This window comes from Aminobacterium sp. EBM-42 (genome assembly GCF_001896635.1).
In the GTDB taxonomy this organism is placed as follows: domain Bacteria; phylum Synergistota; class Synergistia; order Synergistales; family Aminobacteriaceae; genus Aminobacterium; species Aminobacterium colombiense.
In genome coordinates this window covers 64,559-83,978 of sequence record NZ_MPPC01000025.1, presented here as the reverse complement: position 1 = coordinate 83,978, position 19,420 = coordinate 64,559, and the positions used below count along the sequence as shown (strand labels likewise).

Genomic DNA, 19,420 nt, shown 5'->3' with positions numbered 1-19,420 from the left:
GAAGGAAACGAGGAAACTTCTCACTAGTCTTCCGATAAGAATGTGTGATCCCGCAAATATAAAGACAACCAAGGGGGTTGCACAAATATGAAAAAGATTCTTGCACTCGTAGCAGTAGTAGCATTGGTTGCTTTCGCCGCACCGGCGTTCGCTGCCAATCCTTTCATGGATGTACCTATGAACCATTGGGCCTATGACGCAGTAGGCCAGCTTGCTTCTCGCGGTGTCGTTTCCGGTTATCCCGATGGTTCCTACAAAGGAAACCAGCCCATGACCCGTTATGAAATGGCTTCTCTTGTAGCCCGCTCATTGGCCGTAGTTGACATGGAGAAGGCCAGCAAGCAGGATGTTGAGATGCTGAAGAAACTTGTTGTTGAGTTCAAAGACGAGCTTGACGCACTTGGCGTGAAGGTCGACAAACTCGACGGCAGAGTAGCCGTTCTCGAAGAGAACCTTGGCGGCTGGAAATTCTGGGGCGAATTCCGCTTCGACGCGAAGTTTGCTGATCAGGCAGACGGCCTTTACACAGGCAGCGATGTAGACTTCAACCTGAACCGTTACCGCATCTGGATGAGCAAGAAGGTTGACGATAAAGTTAAGTTCACTGCTCGTCTTGGAAACGCAGCTGGAAACGTTGCCTGGCAGCGCTACTGGATCGACGTGGCCCTTCCCTGGGACGTCAACATGATGGCGGGTAACTGGGCCTATGACTGGGAAGACGACGACGGCCTCTACGCCGATAACGATGCATGGTTCACCGACCGCGCCCTTGTTGGCTTCTATTTCAGCAAACCCTTCAGCATGGGCGAGTTTGCCATGTATGTTACTCATGACGAAAATAATCTCGCGGGAGTAGAAAATTATGAGTACGCTGCCCGTGTGAAGTTCAACTTCAACGAGAACTTCTGGCTGTCTGGGAACTACCTTATGGGCGATCTTCATGAGTTTAATGTAGATGTTTCCGTCTGGTGGGCAGCCTTTGGTTTCAACTTTAACGATGATTGGGCACTGAAGGGCGCCTATTTCAAAGAAGACCTCGATGATTTGATCGGCGAAAAACCCGCAGCATGGAAAGCCATTCTCGACGTGAAACAGGAAGCTCTTGGTTTCACGTCCCTTTGGCTCGAATATGTCGATTTCGATGAAGGATTCTTTACTCTCACATCCGGGCCATGGGATGATTATGGCGCGGCGGCATATAATGTAGCCCGTTACTTTGCTGGTGCTCCTGATCTTTATTATATGGGCGTGTGGGACAATGTACTTTTCGTCCGTTTGAACCAGAAATGGAACGACCAGTGGTCAACCTTCCAGCGCTATTTCGCTGGCGACGCCCGTTATGTTGGCAGCGAAGACACAAAGAACTGGACTATTGGTGTGAAATACTACTACACGCCGGCCCTTTCTTTCGAGCTTGCCTATGACAAGATCGAAAACAGCGGGACTGAGGCTGGCAACGACGACAACGTCATCAGACTTCGTACCCGCGTAACATTCTAATTGAACTGAAGAACGTTGCTTGTTAATCAAAAGGGTCTCCCGTACGGGAGACCCTTTTTTTATATTTTCTACTTGCAAAAAAAGTGATAATTTAGTACCTTATTAAAGTAGGGTTTTTGTTTTATTAAAGAAATTAAATAATTTAGAGTGTAATTGAGTTGAGCGTACGCGGTAAAAAAGAAGAGCCGACAGCTTTTAGCCGCAAGTATAAAGACAACCGGGGGGTGCGCAACTATGAAAAAGATTTTTGCACTCGCAGCAGTTGTCGCATTGGCCGCTTTCGTCGCACCGACGTTTGCTGCGAGTCTTTCTATAGATGTACCAATGATCCACCGGGGCTATGACTGGGAAGGTGACAATGCCCTTGGGTTCACTTTCCTTTGGCGTGAGTACGTGAATTTTGATGAGTACTTTTATGTTTTGACATCCGGGCCATGGGATGATTATGGCGCGGCGGCATATAATGCAGCCCTTTACTTTGCTGGTGCTCCTGATCTTTATTATAGGGGAGAGTGGGACAATGTATTTTCTGTCCTTTTGACCCGGAAATGGAATAATCAGTGGACGACCTTCCACCGCTATTTTGCGGGCAAAGCCCGCTATGTTGATGCAGAAAACATGAAGAACTGGACCTTTGGCGTTAAATACTACTACACGCCGGGCCTTTCTTTCGAGCTTGCCTATGACAAGATCGAAAACAGCGGGACAACGCCTGGCAAGGATGACAGGGTTATCAGACTTCGTACCGTAGTAACTTTTTAAGGGTCCTTCCGTAATGTGGGGAGGTCCTTTTTTCATGGGCTTTTCCAGTGTATAATGACATTCAGCTTGTGTAGAACCTGAGGAGGGACTTTCTGTGAAGCTAAAAAAATGCCTTGTGTGTATATGTGCTGCCGTGCTTATATTGAGTATTATGGCACCAGGCTTTGCCGATGAGAAGATATTGCGGCGATGGTCGAAGACAAACCATTATAAGGATGATATGGGAAGCGAGGTATGGATTACCGCAACCTATTATGCCGCAGAATATATAGAGGCCCTGGTGCAGAGTGAAGCTAATAAGAATCTGTGGACGTCTGATGAGGCAGAGCAGTATAAATATGAACTTCTGAAGACACTAACTTTAGAAGAGTACATTCCTATTTTTATTGAGTTTGACAATAGGGGGCCGTCCATGCACATGGCGCCTTTTGGCGACCAGCTTACGCTGTGGGTGGGCAAGAACAAACTGAAACCCGTGGACTACGATAAGCGTTTTAACTTTAAGTTGCAGGGCAAGCGTGACGGCTTTATCTATTTCCCCCGGTTTGACGAGAAGGGCAAGCCCATTCTTGAGGGGGTAAAATCCATTCGCCTCGTAGTAAACGGCGGGATTAGTTCTGTGACCATGAGCAAAACCATTGAATATATATGGGATGTGGTGGATGATAACCCCGAGAGGCTCTATGCTGGCAAGGCCGCGGCCCGCCTTGAGCTTGACCGCCTTATAAAGCGTCTTGATGTGCTCAATGGCCAGAAGAAAGACCTTGAAGGACAGCTGGCAGAAGTGGAAGAAGAGTTGCGGCAGGTACAGAAACGTGTGGAAGAGTTGCAGCATCAGTAATATTTTGTGACAATAGGGGACGGCATAGCCGTCCCTTTTTTATTTGTAGAGGAGGAAATGACGACGTGAAAAGGGTTGCAGTGCTCACGAGCGGAGGAGACGCCCCAGGTATGAACGCAGCTATCCGGGCAGTGGTACGAACGGCCATTTATCACCATCTCGAGGCGGTAGGCGTTATGCGGGGGTTTGAAGGGCTGATCGATGGCGATTTCGTGCCTTTGAACAGGGCTTCTGTGGGGGGAATCATCCATAGGGGCGGTACGATTCTTAAGACAGCCCGAAGCGAACGGTTTAAAACAGAGGCTGGATTGGATCGGGCCCTGTTCCAGTTAAAGAATGCGGCAATTGACGGACTTGTCATTATTGGTGGAGACGGATCGTTCAGAGGGGGGCAGAAACTTTACGAAAAAGGGGTTTCTGTCATAGGAGTGCCCGGTACCATCGATAATGACGTGGCGGGCACAGATGAGACCATAGGCTTTGATACGGCCGTTAATACAGCTCTTGAAGCCGTTAAAAAGCTTCGTGATACGGCCAGCAGCCATGATCGGCTTTTTATTGTTGAAGTAATGGGACGGGAAGCGGGCTTTATTGCCCTTGAAGTGGCTGTTGCCAGCGGAGCTGAGTATCTTGTGGTGCCCGAACTGCCTTTCAGCCTGGGGCGCCTCTGCGACAAGCTTCACGATACGAGGGCCCGGGGCAAGACCCACTCCCTTATTATAGTAGCGGAAGGGGCCATGTCTGCGGCGACCCTTCGCAGTGAGCTTAAGGATACGGCAGGATACGATGCAAGGGTTACGGTTTTGGGATATATTCAGCGAGGGGGCAGCCCAACGTCCTTTGACGCCATTCTCGCCTCTCGTATGGGAGCCTTTGCTGTTGAATCCCTTCTTGATGGCAAAAAGGGGATGATGGTGGGGACTGTTGCCCATCAGATGAGTCTCTGTTCTCTCTCCGATTCATGGCAGGTTAACAAAATATTGAGTCCCGAAAAATTGGAACTCGTTGAGAAGCTGAGCATATAAAAATGAAAAACCTCGCTGATCTTTGTTCCCTGGTGGGTGCTGACAAGGGTGGAAGGTCTGCGTCCAGATTATGTAAGCCTCTTTATCTGTCGAAAGCACTGAACCTGCTGGCGGGCTCTTCTTCTGTGGCTATTGTAACGGGGTTCTATATTCCTTCAGCCCGGGCGGCAGAAACCGATGGCCCTTCTGGCGCTGCTGTGCTGGGGCGGGCTCTTGTTTGGTCTGGCCGCTCTGCGGTGATTTTTACCGACCCCCTTTGCAGTTTGGTGGTGGAGGCGGCAAGCAAGGCCATAGATGGACCGCCGGTAGTTGCGGTTTCCACGGCCGAAGAAATAATGGAATATGCCTCTTTTGATGTCTTCATCTATATTGAGCGCCTTGGAAAAACTTCCTCTGGCGGCTATCACAATATGCGGGGAGAGGATATAACCCAATGGACAGCGCCCCTTGATGATGGGATATTTCTTGCTCAGCAGAAAGGAATTCCAGTCCTCGCCGTTGGCGATGGCGGAAATGAGGCGGGGATGGGACTTCTCTTTTCAGAGCTTGCCCGCCTTGTGCCAGAGTATGAAAGCTCTTTATCTGTAACCCAGGCAGACATAGCTTTGCCGGTGGATGTGTCAAATTGGGGAGGATATGCCTTGACAGCCCTTCTTTCTCTACGGGAGTCCCGATGGCTCGGGCAATCATTGCAAGAGGAAGAAGATCTTCTTACGGCGGTTTTTAAGGCAGGGGCTGTGGATGGCGTAACGAAAAGGAGGGAACCCTCTGTTGACGGATTCCCCCTTAATGAACATCTTCGGTTGGTAAATGCCTTACGCGACTGGTGGCAGGCTGCTATGAGTTTGAGAGAAAAGAAGGCTTCAGACGTTTCTCTATCATAGGCGACAACACCAACGCAACGATGGCGCCTATGCCTGCCTGCAGAAGATCGGTGGCCAGCTCCACTGGGGCGGCCTTTGCGCCATAGAGAATGGCGGCCATGGTGGTGTACCCTGTGATCATAACGGAGGCGCCGGCTGCGATGGCAAGAGTCTTATTCTTGTTGCGAAGCTTTCCCGCGACATAACCTTCCAGTCCCTTAATAACAAGGGTAAAGGGGGCCCACAGAGGATAGCCTAAAATGAGATCTGCAATAGAAGCGCCAAGACCCCCGCATAATGCGCCATATCGAGGGCCGAAAATGAGAGCAATAGTGTAGATCACTCCTTCTCCCATGTTAAAATAGAGCCTGAATCCTGGCATGGGAATACTTATGAGGGTTGCCACAGCTACTATGGCGGCCATTACAGCTCCAAAAGAAACTCTTGATGCCTGAGATCTTTTTTTCATAACACGATCAGCTCCGTCCTGAGGAGAATGTTTTTATATTGTATAAGTGTATTACCGCTGGTATTAGTACCAGATCAGGCATAATTAACGACATTTCTGGATCTGAATAAAATCTTTTTATATTACGAACTTGTCATATTCGAGGGGCGATGGGTATAATGTCTAGGAATGGGAGATTTTTTCTCCTTCTGGTAATGTCTTGTATTGTGCTTCTTCTCGGTTTTTCCTGTTGGGCTGTTAAACACAATCGGCGAACGGCAGATTCTTCCTTCCAACTCGAGAACATGGTGCTCTGCGACGAAGTGGACGAAAAGATGCGTCCTCTCCATACGGGAACGCAGTTTATGTCTGGAATACGTCAGCTTTGCCTGTGTTTTGACTATAGTCTTGCCAGTAAAAGAAGTGACATTCGAATAAAGTGGTATTATGGAGATCACCTTGTCTATTCAGAAGTTCTTCTGCTTTCTCCAGGAAAGGGATCAAAGGTGTTTTGCCTTTTGCGGGAAGATGGTTCGCCACTGCCCGTTGGAGCCTATGATGTGCGGGTCTGTTACGAGGGAACAGTGTATTCCAGCCTGAATTTCGAAATTTCCAGTTTGGTAAAAGTTCCATAATAAATAGAGTGAAGAGGGGATATAGGTGCAATTTTTCCTTGATACGGCTAATCTTGATGAGTTAAGACAGGCTGCTGCCTGGGGAGTTATATCAGGAGCGACAACAAACCCTTCTCTTGTAGCCAAAGAGGGGGCTGTGGATTTTCATCAGCTGATCCGGACAATTACAGGTATTGTGGAAGGTCCTGTCAGCGCGGAGGTTATAGCAACAGATACGGAAGGTATGATTCGAGAAGGGCTTCAGTTGGCTGCACTCTCGCCTCACGTTGTAGTGAAGATTCCAATGACGCCACAAGGTATGGGAGCTGCTAAGGCGCTTTCAAAAGAAAAGGTTTCTACTAACGTGACCCTGGTGTTTTCACCTCAGCAGGCCCTGCTTGCCGCCGCTGCCGGGGCAACATACGTGAGTCCCTTTGTCGGACGACTTGACGATATCGGCGAAGAGGGTTGCGGTCTTCTTCGAAATATCGCAGATGTGTTTCATATACATTCCATTGCAACAAAAATTATAGCAGCCAGCGTTCGCCATCCAGCCCATGTGCTGGAGGCCGCCCTTGCTGGCGCTCATATTGCGACGGTGCCTTTCAAAGTTATGAAGCAGATGTTCAATCATCCATTAACAGAAAAAGGCTTGCAGCAATTTATTTTAGACTGGGAGGGGTATCGGAAAAGCCATGACAGATAATCAGAATCCAGAGAATAATATTCTCGATGTTACACCTGAGGTGGAGACACCTGAGATGAACGAAACAGAAGCTGAGGCGGAGACCGAAGTGACTGAAACCAAGACAGTCCCGAGACCGAGATATAATTTTGCAAAGCTCTCTTCACAGCTCATAACTGAACTTCGTAAGATAGCAAAAGATATAGGAGTAACCGGCTTCTCTAATCTTCGCAAAGATGATCTCATCATTTCTATACTTACAACACAGGCAGAACAGCTGAATTATCGCTTTGGCGGTGGAACCCTTGAGATATTGAACGAGGGTTACGGTTTTTTGCGGCCAAAGGGATTGTTGCCCAGCGATCACGACATATATGTTTCTGCTTCCCAGATTCGGCGTTTTGGACTTCGCAACGGCGATGTCATCTGGGGAATGGTGAGGCCTCCAAAGGATCAGGAACATTATGAGGCCCTCTTACGGGTAGAAATGGTGAATTTTGCCGATCCTGAAGCCGCACGGAAGAGGCCCCATTTCGGAACCTTAACCCCCATATTCCCCGATTCCAGATTGACGCTAGAGACAGACCCTGACGAAATCTCTACTCGACTGATAGATCTTTTTGCTCCTATAGGAAAGGGGCAGCGTGCCCTTTTGGTTTCTCCCCCCAAGGCAGGGAAAACCACGGTTTTGAAAAAGATAGCTAATGCGGTGACCGTCAACCACCCCGATATCATACTCATGGTGCTGCTTATTGATGAACGCCCTGAAGAAGTTACGGATATGGCCAGATCTGTGGATGGAGAAATAATCGCATCCACCTTTGACCGTCCTGCTGAAGAGCACCTTCGCGTAGCTAATCTCGCCCTTGAAAAAGCGAAAAGGCTTGTGGAAACAGGCAAGGATGTAGTGCTCCTTTTAGACTCCATTACCCGTCTGGCAAGAGCTTCAAACCTGGTTGTTCCTCCTTCTGGGAGAACACTGTCAGGTGGTATGGATCCCGCGGCCCTCTATTTTCCCAAACGATTTTTTGGCGCGGCCAGAAATATAGAAGAGGGCGGGAGTCTCACAGTTATAGGAACAGCTCTCGTGGATACGGGAAGCAGAATGGACGATGTCATTTATGAAGAGTTTAAAGGTACAGGCAACATGGAGCTTCATCTTTCACGAAAACTTGCGGAACAGAGAATATTCCCCGCTGTTGACATTACCAAGTCTGGAACACGCCGGGAAGAGCTGCTTATGGGTGAGGAAGACCTTGGCAGAATCTGGCTTTTACGGCGCAGAATGGTGAATGTGGACGAAGCGGGAGCCTTATCCCTTATCATAGACAAACTGAAGAAATCGCCAACAAACCGAGATTTCTTGTTGACCATTAAGATGGCGTAGTATAGAGTAGTAGGAGTGTTTAAGGAGGGACAAGGATGAAGGATTCTCCAGCCAACAGCAACCACTCTAAGTCTGGCCGTATGGGCTTTATGATTGTTATGCTCCTTATGTTCAGTACGGCCATATTCATCACTGTCTGTGCCAGTAATCGTTCAGCGGGCGTGGCATGGGGAAATCTTCAGGATGACCAGGAAAACAAAGATGATAATGCGCAATTTCCGGCAGGTTTTGTTGTAATAGATATGTCTGGTGCCGTTGCCAATGATATGGATCTCACTGATGAAACCATAGGGATAGGTCCCCTTCCCGAGGAAGAAGGCCTTTCAGACTATGGTTATGGCGGTGAGGTTCTTATGGCCAGTAGTGAAAGTTCTGATTTTGCCACAGATGATGTAGATCCAGAAGTCGATGTCATTGCTCCTGAAGAGGAGAAAGAAGTTAGAGTAGAAAAAGAAAGTGCTGAAAGCGCAGATAAAGCAGAGGGCGCAGAAAAAGCAAAGGTGCCGGAAGGGACAAAAGAAGTCAGTGAGGTTGTCCTTTCTGAAGTCAAGACGAAATGGGAAGAGTATACGGTAAAAGCAGGAGAAACCCTTATAGATATCGCCTCCCGCTATAATGTTACGGTGGAGGATATCACCAAAGCAAACGAGTTGAAAAATCCCAATCGTTTGACGCTCAATCAGAAGCTTCTCATTCCTCATTCACCAGATGATGTGGAGATAGTTCTTGAAGAAGTGAGAACTCGAAAGGCCAGACTGGCAGAGAAACAGCGGAAAGTGAAACCACTGGAGGTGACCACATACACTGTGGCAAATGGGGATAGTCTCTGGTCTATTTCCAACACTTTCAGTCTGGAAATTGATACCCTTTTCGGAAGCAACGACCTAAAGGATCCCAACGTTTTAAAACCTGGAAAGCAGCTGAGGATTCCTAATCAGGATGGAATCTTCTATACTGTGAAAAAGGGAGACACCTTAGATTCCATAGTAAAGAAATTTCAGATTTCGATTGATAAGGTCAAAGAGATCAATGAATCTCGTGTGGATCTTGCGATATTGAAGATCGGTGAAGAGTTGTTTCTTCCCGAAGCCCGTCCAGAAGTTTCAGCCTTTGGTTCTTCTTCTGGCAAGGGATCCTCCTCAAAATCCGGCGCCACATATTCAAGATCTTTCAGATGGCCGGTGGTGGGGCGTATTAACAGTCCCTTCGGGTGGCGGCGTCATCCTATTACCCGCCGTAAAAGTTTTCATACGGGAATCGATATAAAAGCGTCCCGTGGATATCGCATAAGGGCAGCAAAGGATGGACAAGTCGTTTACTCCGGATGGATGGGCGGTTACGGACGTGTTGTGGTGTTAAGTCATGGCCAGGGCTATTCAACCCTTTATGCCCATTGTTCGAGTTTGAGCGTTAAAAAAGGCCAGCGGGTCAGCCAGGGACAGGTGATTGGTCTCGTGGGCACTTCGGGACGGGCTACAGGGCCCCATCTTCACTTTGAAGTGCGAAAAAATAACAGCCCGATAAATCCCTTAAAGGTGCTTCGATAGGCTGGTGGCCCCATGACAAGGGAGTGTAGATTCGATAAACTGGACCAGGGGGTTCTTGCGGCCCTGGTCCATCTTTTTTGATATTTTTATTTCCTAGGCGGAGGATTATTCCATGACAAAGTTTATTTTTGTGACAGGCGGCGTAGTTTCTTCTCTCGGAAAAGGTATTACTGCGGCGTCTTTAGGGGTGTTGTTGAAGAAGAGAGGGTTTAGAGTTTCCATTATTAAACTTGATCCCTATTTGAATGTTGACGCTGGTACAATGAATCCTTTTCAGCACGGAGAGGTTTTTGTTACTGACGATGGGGCTGAAACAGATCTGGACCTCGGCCATTATGAGCGTTTCATAGACGAGTCCCTTTCTGCCGATAACAACGTAACTACGGGAAAGATCTATTCAACAGTCATATCAAAGGAGCGCCACGGCTGTTATCTCGGAGGGACAGTGCAGGTTATTCCCCACATAACAAACGAAATTCAGGATCGAATCCTTAAAGCCGCGGATGACAACGATATAGTTATTGCCGAGATTGGGGGAACTGTGGGGGATATCGAGGGGCAGCCCTTTCTTGAGGCCATTCGCCAGATGGCGACACGTGTTGGACGACAAAATGTTCTGTATTGCCATGTGACCCTTGTTCCCTATCTTGAAGCAGCCAGGGAACTTAAGACCAAACCCACCCAGCATAGTGTGCAGGAACTGAGGCGAATCGGTATTCTTCCCGATATTATAATTTGCCGTTCACACTATCCTATATGTGACGAAATGAAAGAAAAAATCGCACTCTTCTGCAACGTTCCGAAGGAGGCAGTTATCGAAGCTCTTGATGAGCCTACAATTTACCAGGTGCCCCTGAGCCTACAGGCCCAGGAATTCGATCGCCTTGTTATGAGATTGCTCTCCTTTACCAGTACTCTTGAACCCAACCTTGACGATTGGAAGCAAGTTGTAAAAACCTTCTGTGATCCGGAAGGCGAAGTGGAAATAGCTATGGTGGGCAAGTACATTAATCATAAAGATGCCTACTTGAGCGTAGTGGAATCTCTCAACCATGCTGGCATTCAAAACAAGGTGCGGGTTCGAATTCGAGCGGTAGAGGCTGAAGAAATTGAAGAAAAAGGAGCCGAAAAAGTACTGTCAGGAGTCCATGGAGTGATTGTCCCAGGGGGCTTCGGCGCACGGGGCATAGAAGGCAAGATAGAAGCGGCACGTTACGCAAGGGAAAGGCGCATTCCCTATTTGGGGCTTTGCCTTGGCATGCAGGTAGCAGTTGTCGACTTTGCCCGGAATGTCTGCGGCATAAAAGATGCAAGCAGCGCTGAAATAGATGAGTCGGCTGAGCATCAGGTGATCCATCTTATGGAAGAACAGCGCGAGCTGGATGAGATGGGGGGAACCATGCGCCTGGGAGCCTACCCCTGTACCCTTGTTAAAAACACACGTTCTTATGAAGCCTATAATGTAGAGGTAGTAAATGAACGACATCGCCATCGCTACGAATTTAATAACGCCTACCGCCAGAAAATGGAAAAGGCAGGCCTTAAAATAGCGGGAGTATATAAAGAAAAAGATCTTGTAGAGATCGTTGAAATACAAGATCACCCATGGTTTGTGGGGGTGCAGTTTCATCCGGAGTTTCGGTCTAGACCGGTTAAACCCCATCCCCTTTTTGTTGGGTTTATTCGGGCGGCTGTGGATTTGGCGAAAGAATAATTTGATTAAAAAGGTGCGAAGGAGGGACCACAATGAAGAAAATGCTGAAGTTGTCTACGGCGGTAATGGTTCTTATAGTCCTGTTCTTAGGGGTTTCCAGTTCTGCTGTCTGGGCACAGTCCGATGATGGGACATCTACCTTTCAGACGTTGAGTCATATTGAAGATATTTTATACGGCAGAACAAAGTCAGGCGGCTTGATTGAGAGGCTTGGTAATATTGAAAAAGACCTTTTTGGCCGGGAACTGCCAGGAAGCATCGCCGAACGTCAGAGAGCAATTCTTGATTTTCTTGAAAAAGGAACCTCCGGCCAGCCTTCTATGATTTTTAAACTGGGAGTGGCCGAGTGGGCTATTAACCAGAAAGTGGATGCTTATGGTCCGGTAAATAGGCGTGTAGACTCTCTTGAGACCATCCTCGAAGGGACAGCTCATCCAGATAAGCCTGTGGCCATGAGATTGGAACGCATTTTAGGACTCATCCTTTCTGAAAATGTCACGTGGCAAGATGCAGAAATACCTCAGGGACAGGTATTGCGGGTAAAGTTTAAGGATACATTATCCCCGGCAGCTGTTAAAGCAGGTGACAATGTGCACCTGGAACTTGCGGAAGATCTTGTTTCGGGAAGCATGTTGTTGGCTCCAGCTGGCAGTCGCGCTTTAGCCCATGTAGAATCTGTAACAAAGCCTCGAAGTTTCGGACGCCCGGCGGAAATAAAGATTGGAGCGGACACCCTTCTGCCTTTAGGGCCAGAGATGATTGCCCTCACCATCGGAGAGAAGGCAGATAAGGCAACAAAAGCGGAATCTGCTCAGATTGCGGCAGCCGGCACGAGTTTCATAGGGGCCATTCTTCTTGGTCCTGTTGGCCTTGCAGGCGGAATGCTTGTTAGAGGTGATGCGAAAGAAATTGCTGCGGGCACCGAGCTTTTTGTAGAAACAGCAGAAACAGTTCGCATATCGGCCTACCCCGTTCCTGCGGGGCTGCAGGGGATGGTGCGCCCCGCGGCGGTTTCGGAAGAAGGATCATCTGATACGGTGTCGACAAACGAAACTCAGGGAGTAGCAGAGGCACCAGCGACAAATGATGACACGTTAACGCCGATCAACTAATAGTTTCTTACGAGGTGTCGTCAGCAGTGAAGGAGTTGAAGTATATGATGAAATACGGAAAGAAGAAATTGGCGGCTGTGGTTCTGGCCTTCGTTATCTCTTTGTCCGGCATGGCCTGGGCTATAGACCTGGGCGATCTCATTGGAGTAGTGGGCGGAGGGTTTATTGTTTCTCAGGTGGCGGGTCCCCTTAACGATTTCATCAACACTGTCACCTTTAATAAAGGGGCAAAGGTTGAGGGCCATACGAAGGTGGTTCCCATCGTATCTCTTGGTTCTGGAACCCGTATTGGAGCAGCTCAGGTGGCTGGCCCGCGTGGAGAAGCAATACAGAAGACGAAGGCTGTGGCTCAGCTTGAAGTAACTTTTAGAGACAGACTCAGAACGAAGATACTGATCCCTATAGATTCAGAGAACCCTGTGAAGCAATTCAAGAGGGTTCAGGGGGTAGGAGTGTCGGCTATAATTGATTTCAGACTATAATATCCTGAAGAATCGGTAAGCCCTGGGTCGATTTTACATCGGCCGGGGCTGCCATGTTCTGTAGGGGAGGAAAATGATGGCTGGCAGGTTCAGCGGTAAAAAAAAAATCTATATCTTCCTATTGGTTCTTGCTGGCCTTATGGCCTTTTATGGGTGGATAGCCTGGAGAGACCTTCACCTGGATCCTGATTCCATTAAGAAAGTGGTAAAAGAGGGACCAGCTATTGTGGTTGAAAGTCTTTCTATGGAAAAAGAAGTTTCTGGCGGCATATGGCATATCCATGCAGAGCGGACAGAGCGAAAATCCGGTCTCATTGCGGCAGAACAGATTACGGTTACGGGGAAGACCTCTGAGGGCAATCGCTGGAGAGTTATCGCTCCTTCAGGAGTTTTTGATGAGGGCTCTTCAGACGGCGTGTTATATAATCCGGAAGGTGTAACTGAGAGTGAGACCTTTACTGTGAGCTGGGAAGCACCTGAGGCTCAGTGGAACAGCGCCAAGGCAGAATGGATTTTCCCAAAAGGAATTTCGGCCGACCACACTCAGGGAACATTAAGGGGAAACTATGGGCGCGCCACAGAAGATGGTGTATTTTATGTGGAGAAGGGGGCCGCTCTGACGTGGAGAGAATAGCTCGTGGCAGTGCAGTCGGAATAGCATTCATACTGGCCCTCGCTGTTATTATGGCAAAAGGTATCTGCTGGGCTGCACAGCCTTCAGAAGTGTTTCTGGAAGCAGAAACAGTTGCCTACAATGAAAAGGGATCCCTGGCCACCGCTGAAGGGAACGCCTTGCTTCGTTATGGAGCCATTAGAATATATGCCGATTCCATAGATTTTGATATTGCGTCTCAGGAGGCACTGGCGAAAGCGTTGCCTGGCAAAAGCGTCTCTATTATTTCTGGGACACAGAAGCTGTACGGTGAAAGTCTTTTCTACCACCTTCCAACAGAAGAAGGCGTTCTGGAAGGTGCAAAAGGAGAGATGCCGGCAGGTGTGGGGCAATTGTTTGTGCGGGGGGAAAAGCTGGAGTTCGCCCCTACAGAAAAGGCTGCTGAAAAAGGTTGGATCAGCAGCAAGTCAGCCCGCCGAATAAAAGAAAAGGTCACCATTGGAAAATGGAGCGACATCGAGCTGACCACGTGCCCTGAGAAAAATCCCCACTACCGTGTTGTCACAAAAAAACTGACCATTATACCGGGTAAAAGCATTGTAGCTAAAAAACCAAAGGTTTATATAGGAAAATCATATCTTTTTACCTATCCTTTTGACTATGTGGTTAGTCTGAATAAACTTGAATCTGAACTTATGCCCTCTATAGTTTATGATTCAGATAAAGGCGTGGGGTTGGGTTATAGCGGCCCCATTGTCTGGGAAGATGGCGGCGCCCATGTGGGGGCTGTCTTCTGGACGAAAAATAATATGGAATGGACAGTTTCAGCCCATCAGAATCTTGATTTTTTAGGCTTGGATAACGCTTCCTTCTTCGGTGATCTTGAATATTCCTGGGAAGAAACTACCGATGAAGAGACATTCAGGCCTTCCTGGGGGGTAAAAGGCAGCTGGAACGGCTGGTCGGCTAAGGTCTGGTGGTCTCAGCGGGAGGCTCTTAATATAGAAAAGGGCGGCGGTGAAATCTATAAGAACCTTCTTTACCGCGAGCCGGAGATCTATATTTACAGCCCGTCATGGCCACTGATGTCGTGGGTCAACACCAAATGGCGGCTGGTTGGCACCTACGGAAGCTATGAAGAGAGGCGGGGACGTCGAACTCTTGAAGCGGATCGCAGCGGGCTGGGAATAATTGTTTCGGGAGTCGGGAATCCGGCACCAATACGCCCCTTCTGGACCTCAAGTTACTGGCATTATAGTTATGATGGCGGCGACGATGAGCAGAAGATTGCATGGTTATCTCTGGGAGCCGGATACAAACTGGGCTTTTTAGATATGAGGACGGCGTACCGCAGACGGTGGGTAGATGGTAGATCCCCGATGAGATGGGATAACTATGGCGAATTGGAAGAGCTTTATCAGCAATTTGCTTTCCCTATAGGAAGAGACCTCTCTCTTACTGTACGCGGCGCTTATAATATACGCACCGAGAAATGGTTTGAACGTGCCTACATCTTGACATATGACACGAGTGACTGCCTGAAATGGCAGCTTTTTTACCGGGACGACCTGAGTCGGACAAATGACGACTGGGTAAGTATGAAGCTGATCATTAATGCTTTTCCTGACAAGCCCATGGCACTAGGAGATAAAAATCTTTCCAATCCCTTCCCATTTTAGCGGGGGAGCTGTTTGCTGGGTCAACGAAACGAGGATGACATTGTGGATAAAAAGTTGAATGTTGCGGTATTGTATGGCGGGGATGGGCCGGAAAGGGAGGTTTCTCTCAAGAGCGGTGCAGCTGTGGTTTCTGCTTTGGAAGAAGCGGGATTTAAAGTTGTCCCCTTTGACATAACAGATTTGGGTCAACTGTCGGATTTAAGAAAAACAGGTCATATTGATAGTGTTTTTATCGCTCTCCATGGAAGCTGGGGGGAGGATGGCCGAGTGCAGTCAGCACTTGATGCGCTGAGGTTGCCCTACTCCGGGTCAGGGTCTCTTGCCTGTTGCCTCTCTATGGACAAGGCTGCTACGAAGGGGTTGTTGAATCTTTTTGGGGTTCCTACTCCAGAAGGGGTTCTTGTTCTGAAAGGGTCGTCCTTTTCTCTTGAGAAGGCGCGGCATTTTGCGGAAAGGCACCACTCAGTCGTTGTGAAGCCTTGCAATGGTGGAAGTACCCTGGGAGTAACAGTTGTTCATAACAGCCAGGGGCTTTCTGATGCTTTTAACGAGGCCTGGAAATATGATAGTCGATGCGTCATTGAAAAATATATTGATGGGGTGGATCTGGCTGTTACTGTCTGGAAACAGAAAGGGTATCTGGAAGCTTTGCCTGAAGTAATGATTTGCCCGGAAAAAGGGTTTTATGATTACGATTCAAAATACACGCCGGGAAAGACTCGCTATATAGTACCGGCGCCCTTTGATCCTTCAATACGTTCAGATATCCATCAGATGGCCTGCCGTGCCTTTGAAGCCCTTAGTTGTGAAGGATACGCACGAGTGGATTTTAGAGTTGAAGAAAAGGGCACTCCCTGGGTTCTGGAGGTTAATACTGCTCCAGGAATGACAGGAACAAGCCTGACCCCTAAAGCTGCAGCGGCGGCAGGTTATGATTTTCCAGCTTTTCTGTCTCATGTTGTTTGTCTGTCCCTTGAAAAAAAGAGCGCCTGCCGTTAAGTGCGGCAGAGATGCGCCCTCTTAATTGATTACATTACAGCGATGCTGACGATTTTCAGATTCCTTATTCCCCTAGGAACTTTGACCTGGACTTCTTCTCCTATTGTTTTCCCAAAAAGGGCTTTTCCTACGGGACTGGAAGATGAAATGTGATTCATTTTAGGGTCTGCTTCTTCTGAGCCAACGACAGTATATGTGAAAACTTTTTTGTGTGTGATATCTTCTATTGTGACGGTAGTTCCGAGGGTGACACGGCTGGTATCCACATCTGAAGTATCTATTACTTTAGCTTTGCTCAACTGAAATTCTAGCCACGAAATGCGTGATTCTAATTTGGATTGTTCGTCTTTTGCGGCGGCGTACTCTGCGTTTTCGCTTAAATCGCCAAAGGATCTTGCTTCTTCCAGTTGGCGTGATATTTCCGCCCGTCCATCGCTTCTGAGTTCAACAAGCTCGGCAGTGAGCTTTTCGTAGCCGCTTCGTGTCATTACAGGTGCACCATCAAAATCAATTCGACTCAAATTCTCCAACCTCCTTTAGAGGGACGAATCTACAGTAACTTGGAATAATACCAAAAAATGCTGATTATGGCAATAAAAATATTGGAGGTGAATGAATGCCGGATAATAAAAAAGTGCGGCGACGCCCAAGAAAGCAGAAAAAATCGGTACAGCTTAAGGTTTTTGCCCTCGGTGGACTTGGCGAAATTGGTAAAAATATGTATGTATTTCAATATGGAGACGACATTCTCGTTGTGGATGCTGGGCTCATGTTTCCCGACGAAGAGATGTTAGGCATAGATTTTGTCATACCTGATATTTCTTATCTTGAAGAGAATCGCGAAAAAATTAAGGGGATTATTATTACCCACGGCCATGAAGACCATATTGGCGCTCTTCCCTTTGTGTTGCCCCGCCTCAACGTCCCGGTCTATGGAACTCGTCTTACCCTTGGAATGGTGCGCCATAAACTACAGGAGGCAGTGCCCGACTACAATGCTAATTTTGTGGAGGTAAAGGCGGGGGAAGAGGCGGGGCTTGGCAGTTTCAATGTTCAGTTCGTTTCAGTTTGTCACTCCATACCAGATGGTGTGGGGCTAGTCATTCAGACCCCCCAGGGCTGCATTGTACATACAGGGGATTTCAAGCTTGATCCTACCCCCATTGATGGACGGCTCACCGATTACGCGGCTTTTGCCGAAGCTGGGAAAAAGGGCGTTCTTCTCATGCTTTCAGACTCTACCAATGCAGAAAAGAAAGGTTTCACATCATCAGAATTTATTATAGGCGGAACCCTCGATCGTATATTCCGCCTCCATCGGAATAAGCGTATTATTATAGCGGCTTTTGCCAGTAACCTTCACAGGGTGCAGCAGGTTGTGGATGCGGCGAGCCGGTTTAACAGAAAGGTCGCTTTTGTGGGGCGCAGCATGATTAACTACGTAGCCCTTGCGAGAGAGCTTGGCTATCTGTCAGCAGATGATAAGATGATTATCCCTGCGGCTGACGTGTATAAGTATGCGCCGAACCAGGTTGTTGTGATGACTACGGGAAGCCAGGGGGAACCTTTCTCCGGACTTGTTCTTATGAGCAAGGGAGAGCACAAACAGATAGAGCTGAGTGCGCGAGATGTGGTGGCCATTTTTGCCTCTCCCGTGCCGGGTAACGAAAAACTCGTAAGCAGCACTATTAATCGCCTGTTTGCCTGCGGCTGTGAAGTGATCTATGAGGGAGATAAGGAAATACATGTTTCCGGGCACGCCGCCCGGGACGAATTGCGTCTTATGATCAATCTCGTGAGACCCAAATACTTTGTGCCTATCCATGGCGAATACCGGCATCTGGTTCGACACACCCAGATAGCTCAGGAAATGGGAATCTCCCCCAAAAATACATTTGTATTGCAGAATGGCGATGTGCTTGCCATATCAGGCACCAGGGCCCAGGTGCGTGAGCATGTGGCGGCAGGAAGGATCATGGTCGATGGGGTGGCCATGGGAGAACTGGAAGGCAGCATTATGAAAGAACGTCATGAATTGGCAGAAGATGGTTTTATTGTTGTTTCAGCGGTGGTTGATAAATATTTGAATCTCCTTTCTATCCCTTATATAGAAAGCCGAGGATTTATCCACATAGAAGACGCGTCCAGTCTTCATGAAGACCTTCTTGCCGCTATTAAAAGAGTCTTTGAACATTTTGCAAAGAGAAAAAGAGCGGTGGAGAAAGATGTTCTTGAGCTGCGAGTGAAAAGCAGAGTGCGGGATGTGGTGCGTCGGCGCTATGTACATGCAAGACCGATGATTTTACCTATCATAACCATGGTGGAGGAGCGACCTGAAAAATGAGTTTTGAATCGCTTATTCTTGGAATAGTTCAAGGCCTCACAGAGTTTCTTCCTGTAAGCAGCTCTGGCCACCTTGCCCTTCTGCAAAACTTGTGGGGTATCACTGAAAACAGCCTGACCTACGATTTGCTGCTTCACTTTAGTACGATGGTTGCCACGGCCTGCTTCTTTTGGCGAGATATTCTTTATCTCTTCCGTGAGTGGCTTGTTGGTTTTGTTTCCTCTTCTGGTCGTCAGTCAGAAGGTTGGCGCCTGGGGTGGGCCGTTATTTGCGGTACCTTTGTAACGGCATTTATCGGTTTTCCTCTCAAACCTCTTGTTGAGCGCTGGATGGTTGTTCCTTCCCTTGTGGGAGCGGCGCTTCTGGTGACGTCCCTTCTTCTCTGGTATGCTTCCACATTGCCCAGAGGACAGGGGAAAATATCTTTGCTGTCAGGTCTTTTGATCGGAGTGGCTCAGGGGCTGGCAGTTATTCCCGGAATCTCCCGGTCTGGCTCTACCATTGTTATGGGGCTGAAACGGGGTCTATCTCCAGAAGAGGCATTCCGCTTCTCTTTTCTTCTCTCTCTTCCCGCTATTTTGGGGGCAAATATACTCCAAATTATGGATATAACCAAAAATGAAAGTCTGGTAACCCAACTGCCTGATTTCTGGTATGGTGGGGTTATTATAGCTTTTATTTCGGGGTATGGAGCGCTTATCTGTTTGCGAAAGATGGTAACGTTGGGTCGCTGGCGCATATTCGCTTTTTATTGTCTTATTCCTGCCAGCGTGAGTCTTTTGTCGGTTTTATGGAGGTAGGTAGA

19 protein-coding genes are annotated in these 19,420 nt (G+C 48.1%); 17 read left to right on the top strand and 2 right to left on the bottom strand.

What is annotated here, in order from left to right; translation table 11 throughout:
- The first annotated feature begins 87 nt into the window (after nt 1-87).
- The 5 genes from BUC50_RS07760 (at nt 88) to BUC50_RS07740 (ending at nt 5,012) form a co-directional block, all read left to right on the top strand.
- Nucleotides 88-1,500 (top strand): S-layer homology domain-containing protein, encoded by a 1,413-nt coding sequence (locus BUC50_RS07760; RefSeq protein WP_286677308.1) that lies wholly within the window; start codon nt 88-90, stop codon nt 1,498-1,500.
- A 234-nt stretch (nt 1,501-1,734) separates the two neighbouring features.
- Nucleotides 1,735-2,262 carry a hypothetical protein gene (locus tag BUC50_RS07755; RefSeq protein WP_213700602.1) on the top strand — a complete coding sequence of 176 codons (528 nt, stop codon included), beginning with the start codon at nt 1,735-1,737 and terminating at the stop codon, nt 2,260-2,262.
- Nucleotides 2,263-2,356: 94 nt separating this feature from the next.
- Nucleotides 2,357-3,103, top strand: coding sequence for a hypothetical protein (locus BUC50_RS07750; protein WP_013048862.1), 747 nt, complete (start codon nt 2,357-2,359; stop codon nt 3,101-3,103).
- A 65-nt stretch (nt 3,104-3,168) separates the two neighbouring features.
- Nucleotides 3,169-4,128: a 6-phosphofructokinase gene (gene pfkA, locus BUC50_RS07745; RefSeq protein WP_013048861.1), complete on the top strand. Its 960-nt coding sequence runs from the start codon at nt 3,169-3,171 to the stop codon at nt 4,126-4,128.
- A 2-nt stretch (nt 4,129-4,130) separates the two neighbouring features.
- Nucleotides 4,131-5,012 (top strand): DUF4392 domain-containing protein, encoded by an 882-nt coding sequence (locus tag BUC50_RS07740; RefSeq protein WP_013048860.1) that lies wholly within the window; start codon nt 4,131-4,133, stop codon nt 5,010-5,012.
- On the opposite strand, the gene BUC50_RS07735 is transcribed toward BUC50_RS07740, so the two are convergent.
- Nucleotides 4,966-5,460 carry an ECF transporter S component gene (locus BUC50_RS07735; RefSeq protein ID WP_286677307.1) on the bottom strand — a complete coding sequence of 165 codons (495 nt, stop codon included), beginning with the start codon at nt 5,458-5,460 and terminating at the stop codon, nt 4,966-4,968. The genes BUC50_RS07740 and BUC50_RS07735 overlap by 47 nt on opposite strands.
- A 158-nt stretch (nt 5,461-5,618) precedes the next feature.
- On the opposite strand from BUC50_RS07735, the gene BUC50_RS07730 reads away from it, so the two are divergent.
- The 10 genes from BUC50_RS07730 to BUC50_RS07685 all read left to right on the top strand — a co-directional run bounded on the left by BUC50_RS07730 (nt 5,619) and on the right by BUC50_RS07685 (nt 16,271).
- On the top strand, nt 5,619-6,074 hold the full coding sequence (locus BUC50_RS07730; RefSeq protein ID WP_013048858.1) for a hypothetical protein: 456 nt from the start codon (nt 5,619-5,621) through the stop codon (nt 6,072-6,074).
- 25 nt (nt 6,075-6,099) lie between these two features.
- On the top strand, nt 6,100-6,759 hold the full coding sequence (fsa, locus tag BUC50_RS07725; RefSeq protein WP_273015472.1) for a fructose-6-phosphate aldolase: 660 nt from the start codon (nt 6,100-6,102) through the stop codon (nt 6,757-6,759).
- Between the two features lie 55 nt (nt 6,760-6,814).
- Complete coding sequence (gene rho, locus BUC50_RS07720; RefSeq protein ID WP_286677353.1) at nt 6,815-8,125, top strand: transcription termination factor Rho; 1,311 nt, start codon at nt 6,815-6,817, stop codon at nt 8,123-8,125.
- Nucleotides 8,126-8,160: 35 nt separating this feature from the next.
- A complete protein-coding gene (locus BUC50_RS07715; RefSeq protein ID WP_013048855.1) occupies nt 8,161-9,672 on the top strand; it encodes a peptidoglycan DD-metalloendopeptidase family protein in 1,512 nt (503 codons plus the stop codon).
- 112 nt (nt 9,673-9,784) lie between these two features.
- The gene (gene pyrG, locus BUC50_RS07710) at nt 9,785-11,386 is read left to right on the top strand and encodes a CTP synthase (RefSeq protein WP_013048854.1); all 1,602 of its coding nucleotides are present in this window, start codon (nt 9,785-9,787) and stop codon (nt 11,384-11,386) included.
- A 32-nt stretch (nt 11,387-11,418) separates the two neighbouring features.
- On the top strand, nt 11,419-12,498 hold the full coding sequence (locus BUC50_RS07705; RefSeq protein ID WP_013048853.1) for a hypothetical protein: 1,080 nt from the start codon (nt 11,419-11,421) through the stop codon (nt 12,496-12,498).
- Nucleotides 12,499-12,542: 44 nt separating this feature from the next.
- Complete coding sequence (locus tag BUC50_RS07700; RefSeq protein WP_013048852.1) at nt 12,543-12,980, top strand: hypothetical protein; 438 nt, start codon at nt 12,543-12,545, stop codon at nt 12,978-12,980.
- Between the two features lie 76 nt (nt 12,981-13,056).
- On the top strand, nt 13,057-13,614 hold the full coding sequence (locus BUC50_RS07695; RefSeq protein ID WP_273312447.1) for a hypothetical protein: 558 nt from the start codon (nt 13,057-13,059) through the stop codon (nt 13,612-13,614).
- Nucleotides 13,602-15,272, top strand: a complete 1,671-nt coding sequence (locus BUC50_RS07690) for an LPS-assembly protein LptD (RefSeq protein WP_013048850.1) — start codon at nt 13,602-13,604, stop codon at nt 15,270-15,272. Before BUC50_RS07695 ends, BUC50_RS07690 begins: the two co-directional genes overlap by 13 nt.
- A gap of 42 nt (nt 15,273-15,314) precedes the next feature.
- Nucleotides 15,315-16,271 (top strand): D-alanine--D-alanine ligase family protein, encoded by a 957-nt coding sequence (locus tag BUC50_RS07685; RefSeq protein WP_169302816.1) that lies wholly within the window; start codon nt 15,315-15,317, stop codon nt 16,269-16,271.
- Between the two features lie 29 nt (nt 16,272-16,300).
- Here the strand turns inward: BUC50_RS07685 and greA are convergent, their stop codons facing one another.
- Complete coding sequence (greA, locus tag BUC50_RS07680) at nt 16,301-16,792, bottom strand: transcription elongation factor GreA (RefSeq protein WP_013048848.1); 492 nt, start codon at nt 16,790-16,792, stop codon at nt 16,301-16,303.
- A gap of 95 nt (nt 16,793-16,887) precedes the next feature.
- Between greA and BUC50_RS07675 the strand changes: the two genes are divergently transcribed.
- The gene (locus BUC50_RS07675) at nt 16,888-18,615 is read left to right on the top strand and encodes a ribonuclease J (protein ID WP_013048847.1); all 1,728 of its coding nucleotides are present in this window, start codon (nt 16,888-16,890) and stop codon (nt 18,613-18,615) included.
- Nucleotides 18,612-19,415, top strand: coding sequence for an undecaprenyl-diphosphate phosphatase (locus BUC50_RS07670; protein ID WP_013048846.1), 804 nt, complete (start codon nt 18,612-18,614; stop codon nt 19,413-19,415). Before BUC50_RS07675 ends, BUC50_RS07670 begins: the two co-directional genes overlap by 4 nt.
- Nucleotides 19,416-19,420: the final 5 nt, after the last annotated feature.

Bases quoted from the DNA above. Each gene is read 5' to 3' on its own strand.
- BUC50_RS07760 (WP_286677308.1), top strand. From the start codon at position 88: ATGAAAAAGATTCTTGCACTCGTAGCAGTAGTAGCATTGGTTGCTTTC.
- BUC50_RS07755 (WP_213700602.1), top strand. From the start codon at position 1,735: ATGAAAAAGATTTTTGCACTCGCAGCAGTTGTCGCATTGGCCGCTTTC.
- BUC50_RS07740 (WP_013048860.1), top strand. From the start codon at position 4,131: ATGAAAAACCTCGCTGATCTTTGTTCCCTGGTGGGTGCTGACAAGGGT.
- BUC50_RS07735 (WP_286677307.1), bottom strand. From the start codon at position 5,460: ATGAAAAAAAGATCTCAGGCATCAAGAGTTTCTTTTGGAGCTGTAATG.
- BUC50_RS07730 (WP_013048858.1), top strand. From the start codon at position 5,619: ATGTCTAGGAATGGGAGATTTTTTCTCCTTCTGGTAATGTCTTGTATT.
- rho (WP_286677353.1), top strand. From the start codon at position 6,815: ATGAACGAAACAGAAGCTGAGGCGGAGACCGAAGTGACTGAAACCAAG.
- BUC50_RS07715 (WP_013048855.1), top strand. From the start codon at position 8,161: ATGAAGGATTCTCCAGCCAACAGCAACCACTCTAAGTCTGGCCGTATG.
- pyrG (WP_013048854.1), top strand. From the start codon at position 9,785: ATGACAAAGTTTATTTTTGTGACAGGCGGCGTAGTTTCTTCTCTCGGA.
- BUC50_RS07705 (WP_013048853.1), top strand. From the start codon at position 11,419: ATGAAGAAAATGCTGAAGTTGTCTACGGCGGTAATGGTTCTTATAGTC.
- BUC50_RS07700 (WP_013048852.1), top strand. From the start codon at position 12,543: ATGATGAAATACGGAAAGAAGAAATTGGCGGCTGTGGTTCTGGCCTTC.
- BUC50_RS07695 (WP_273312447.1), top strand. From the start codon at position 13,057: ATGGCTGGCAGGTTCAGCGGTAAAAAAAAAATCTATATCTTCCTATTG.
- BUC50_RS07675 (WP_013048847.1), top strand. From the start codon at position 16,888: ATGCCGGATAATAAAAAAGTGCGGCGACGCCCAAGAAAGCAGAAAAAA.
- BUC50_RS07670 (WP_013048846.1), top strand. From the start codon at position 18,612: ATGAGTTTTGAATCGCTTATTCTTGGAATAGTTCAAGGCCTCACAGAG.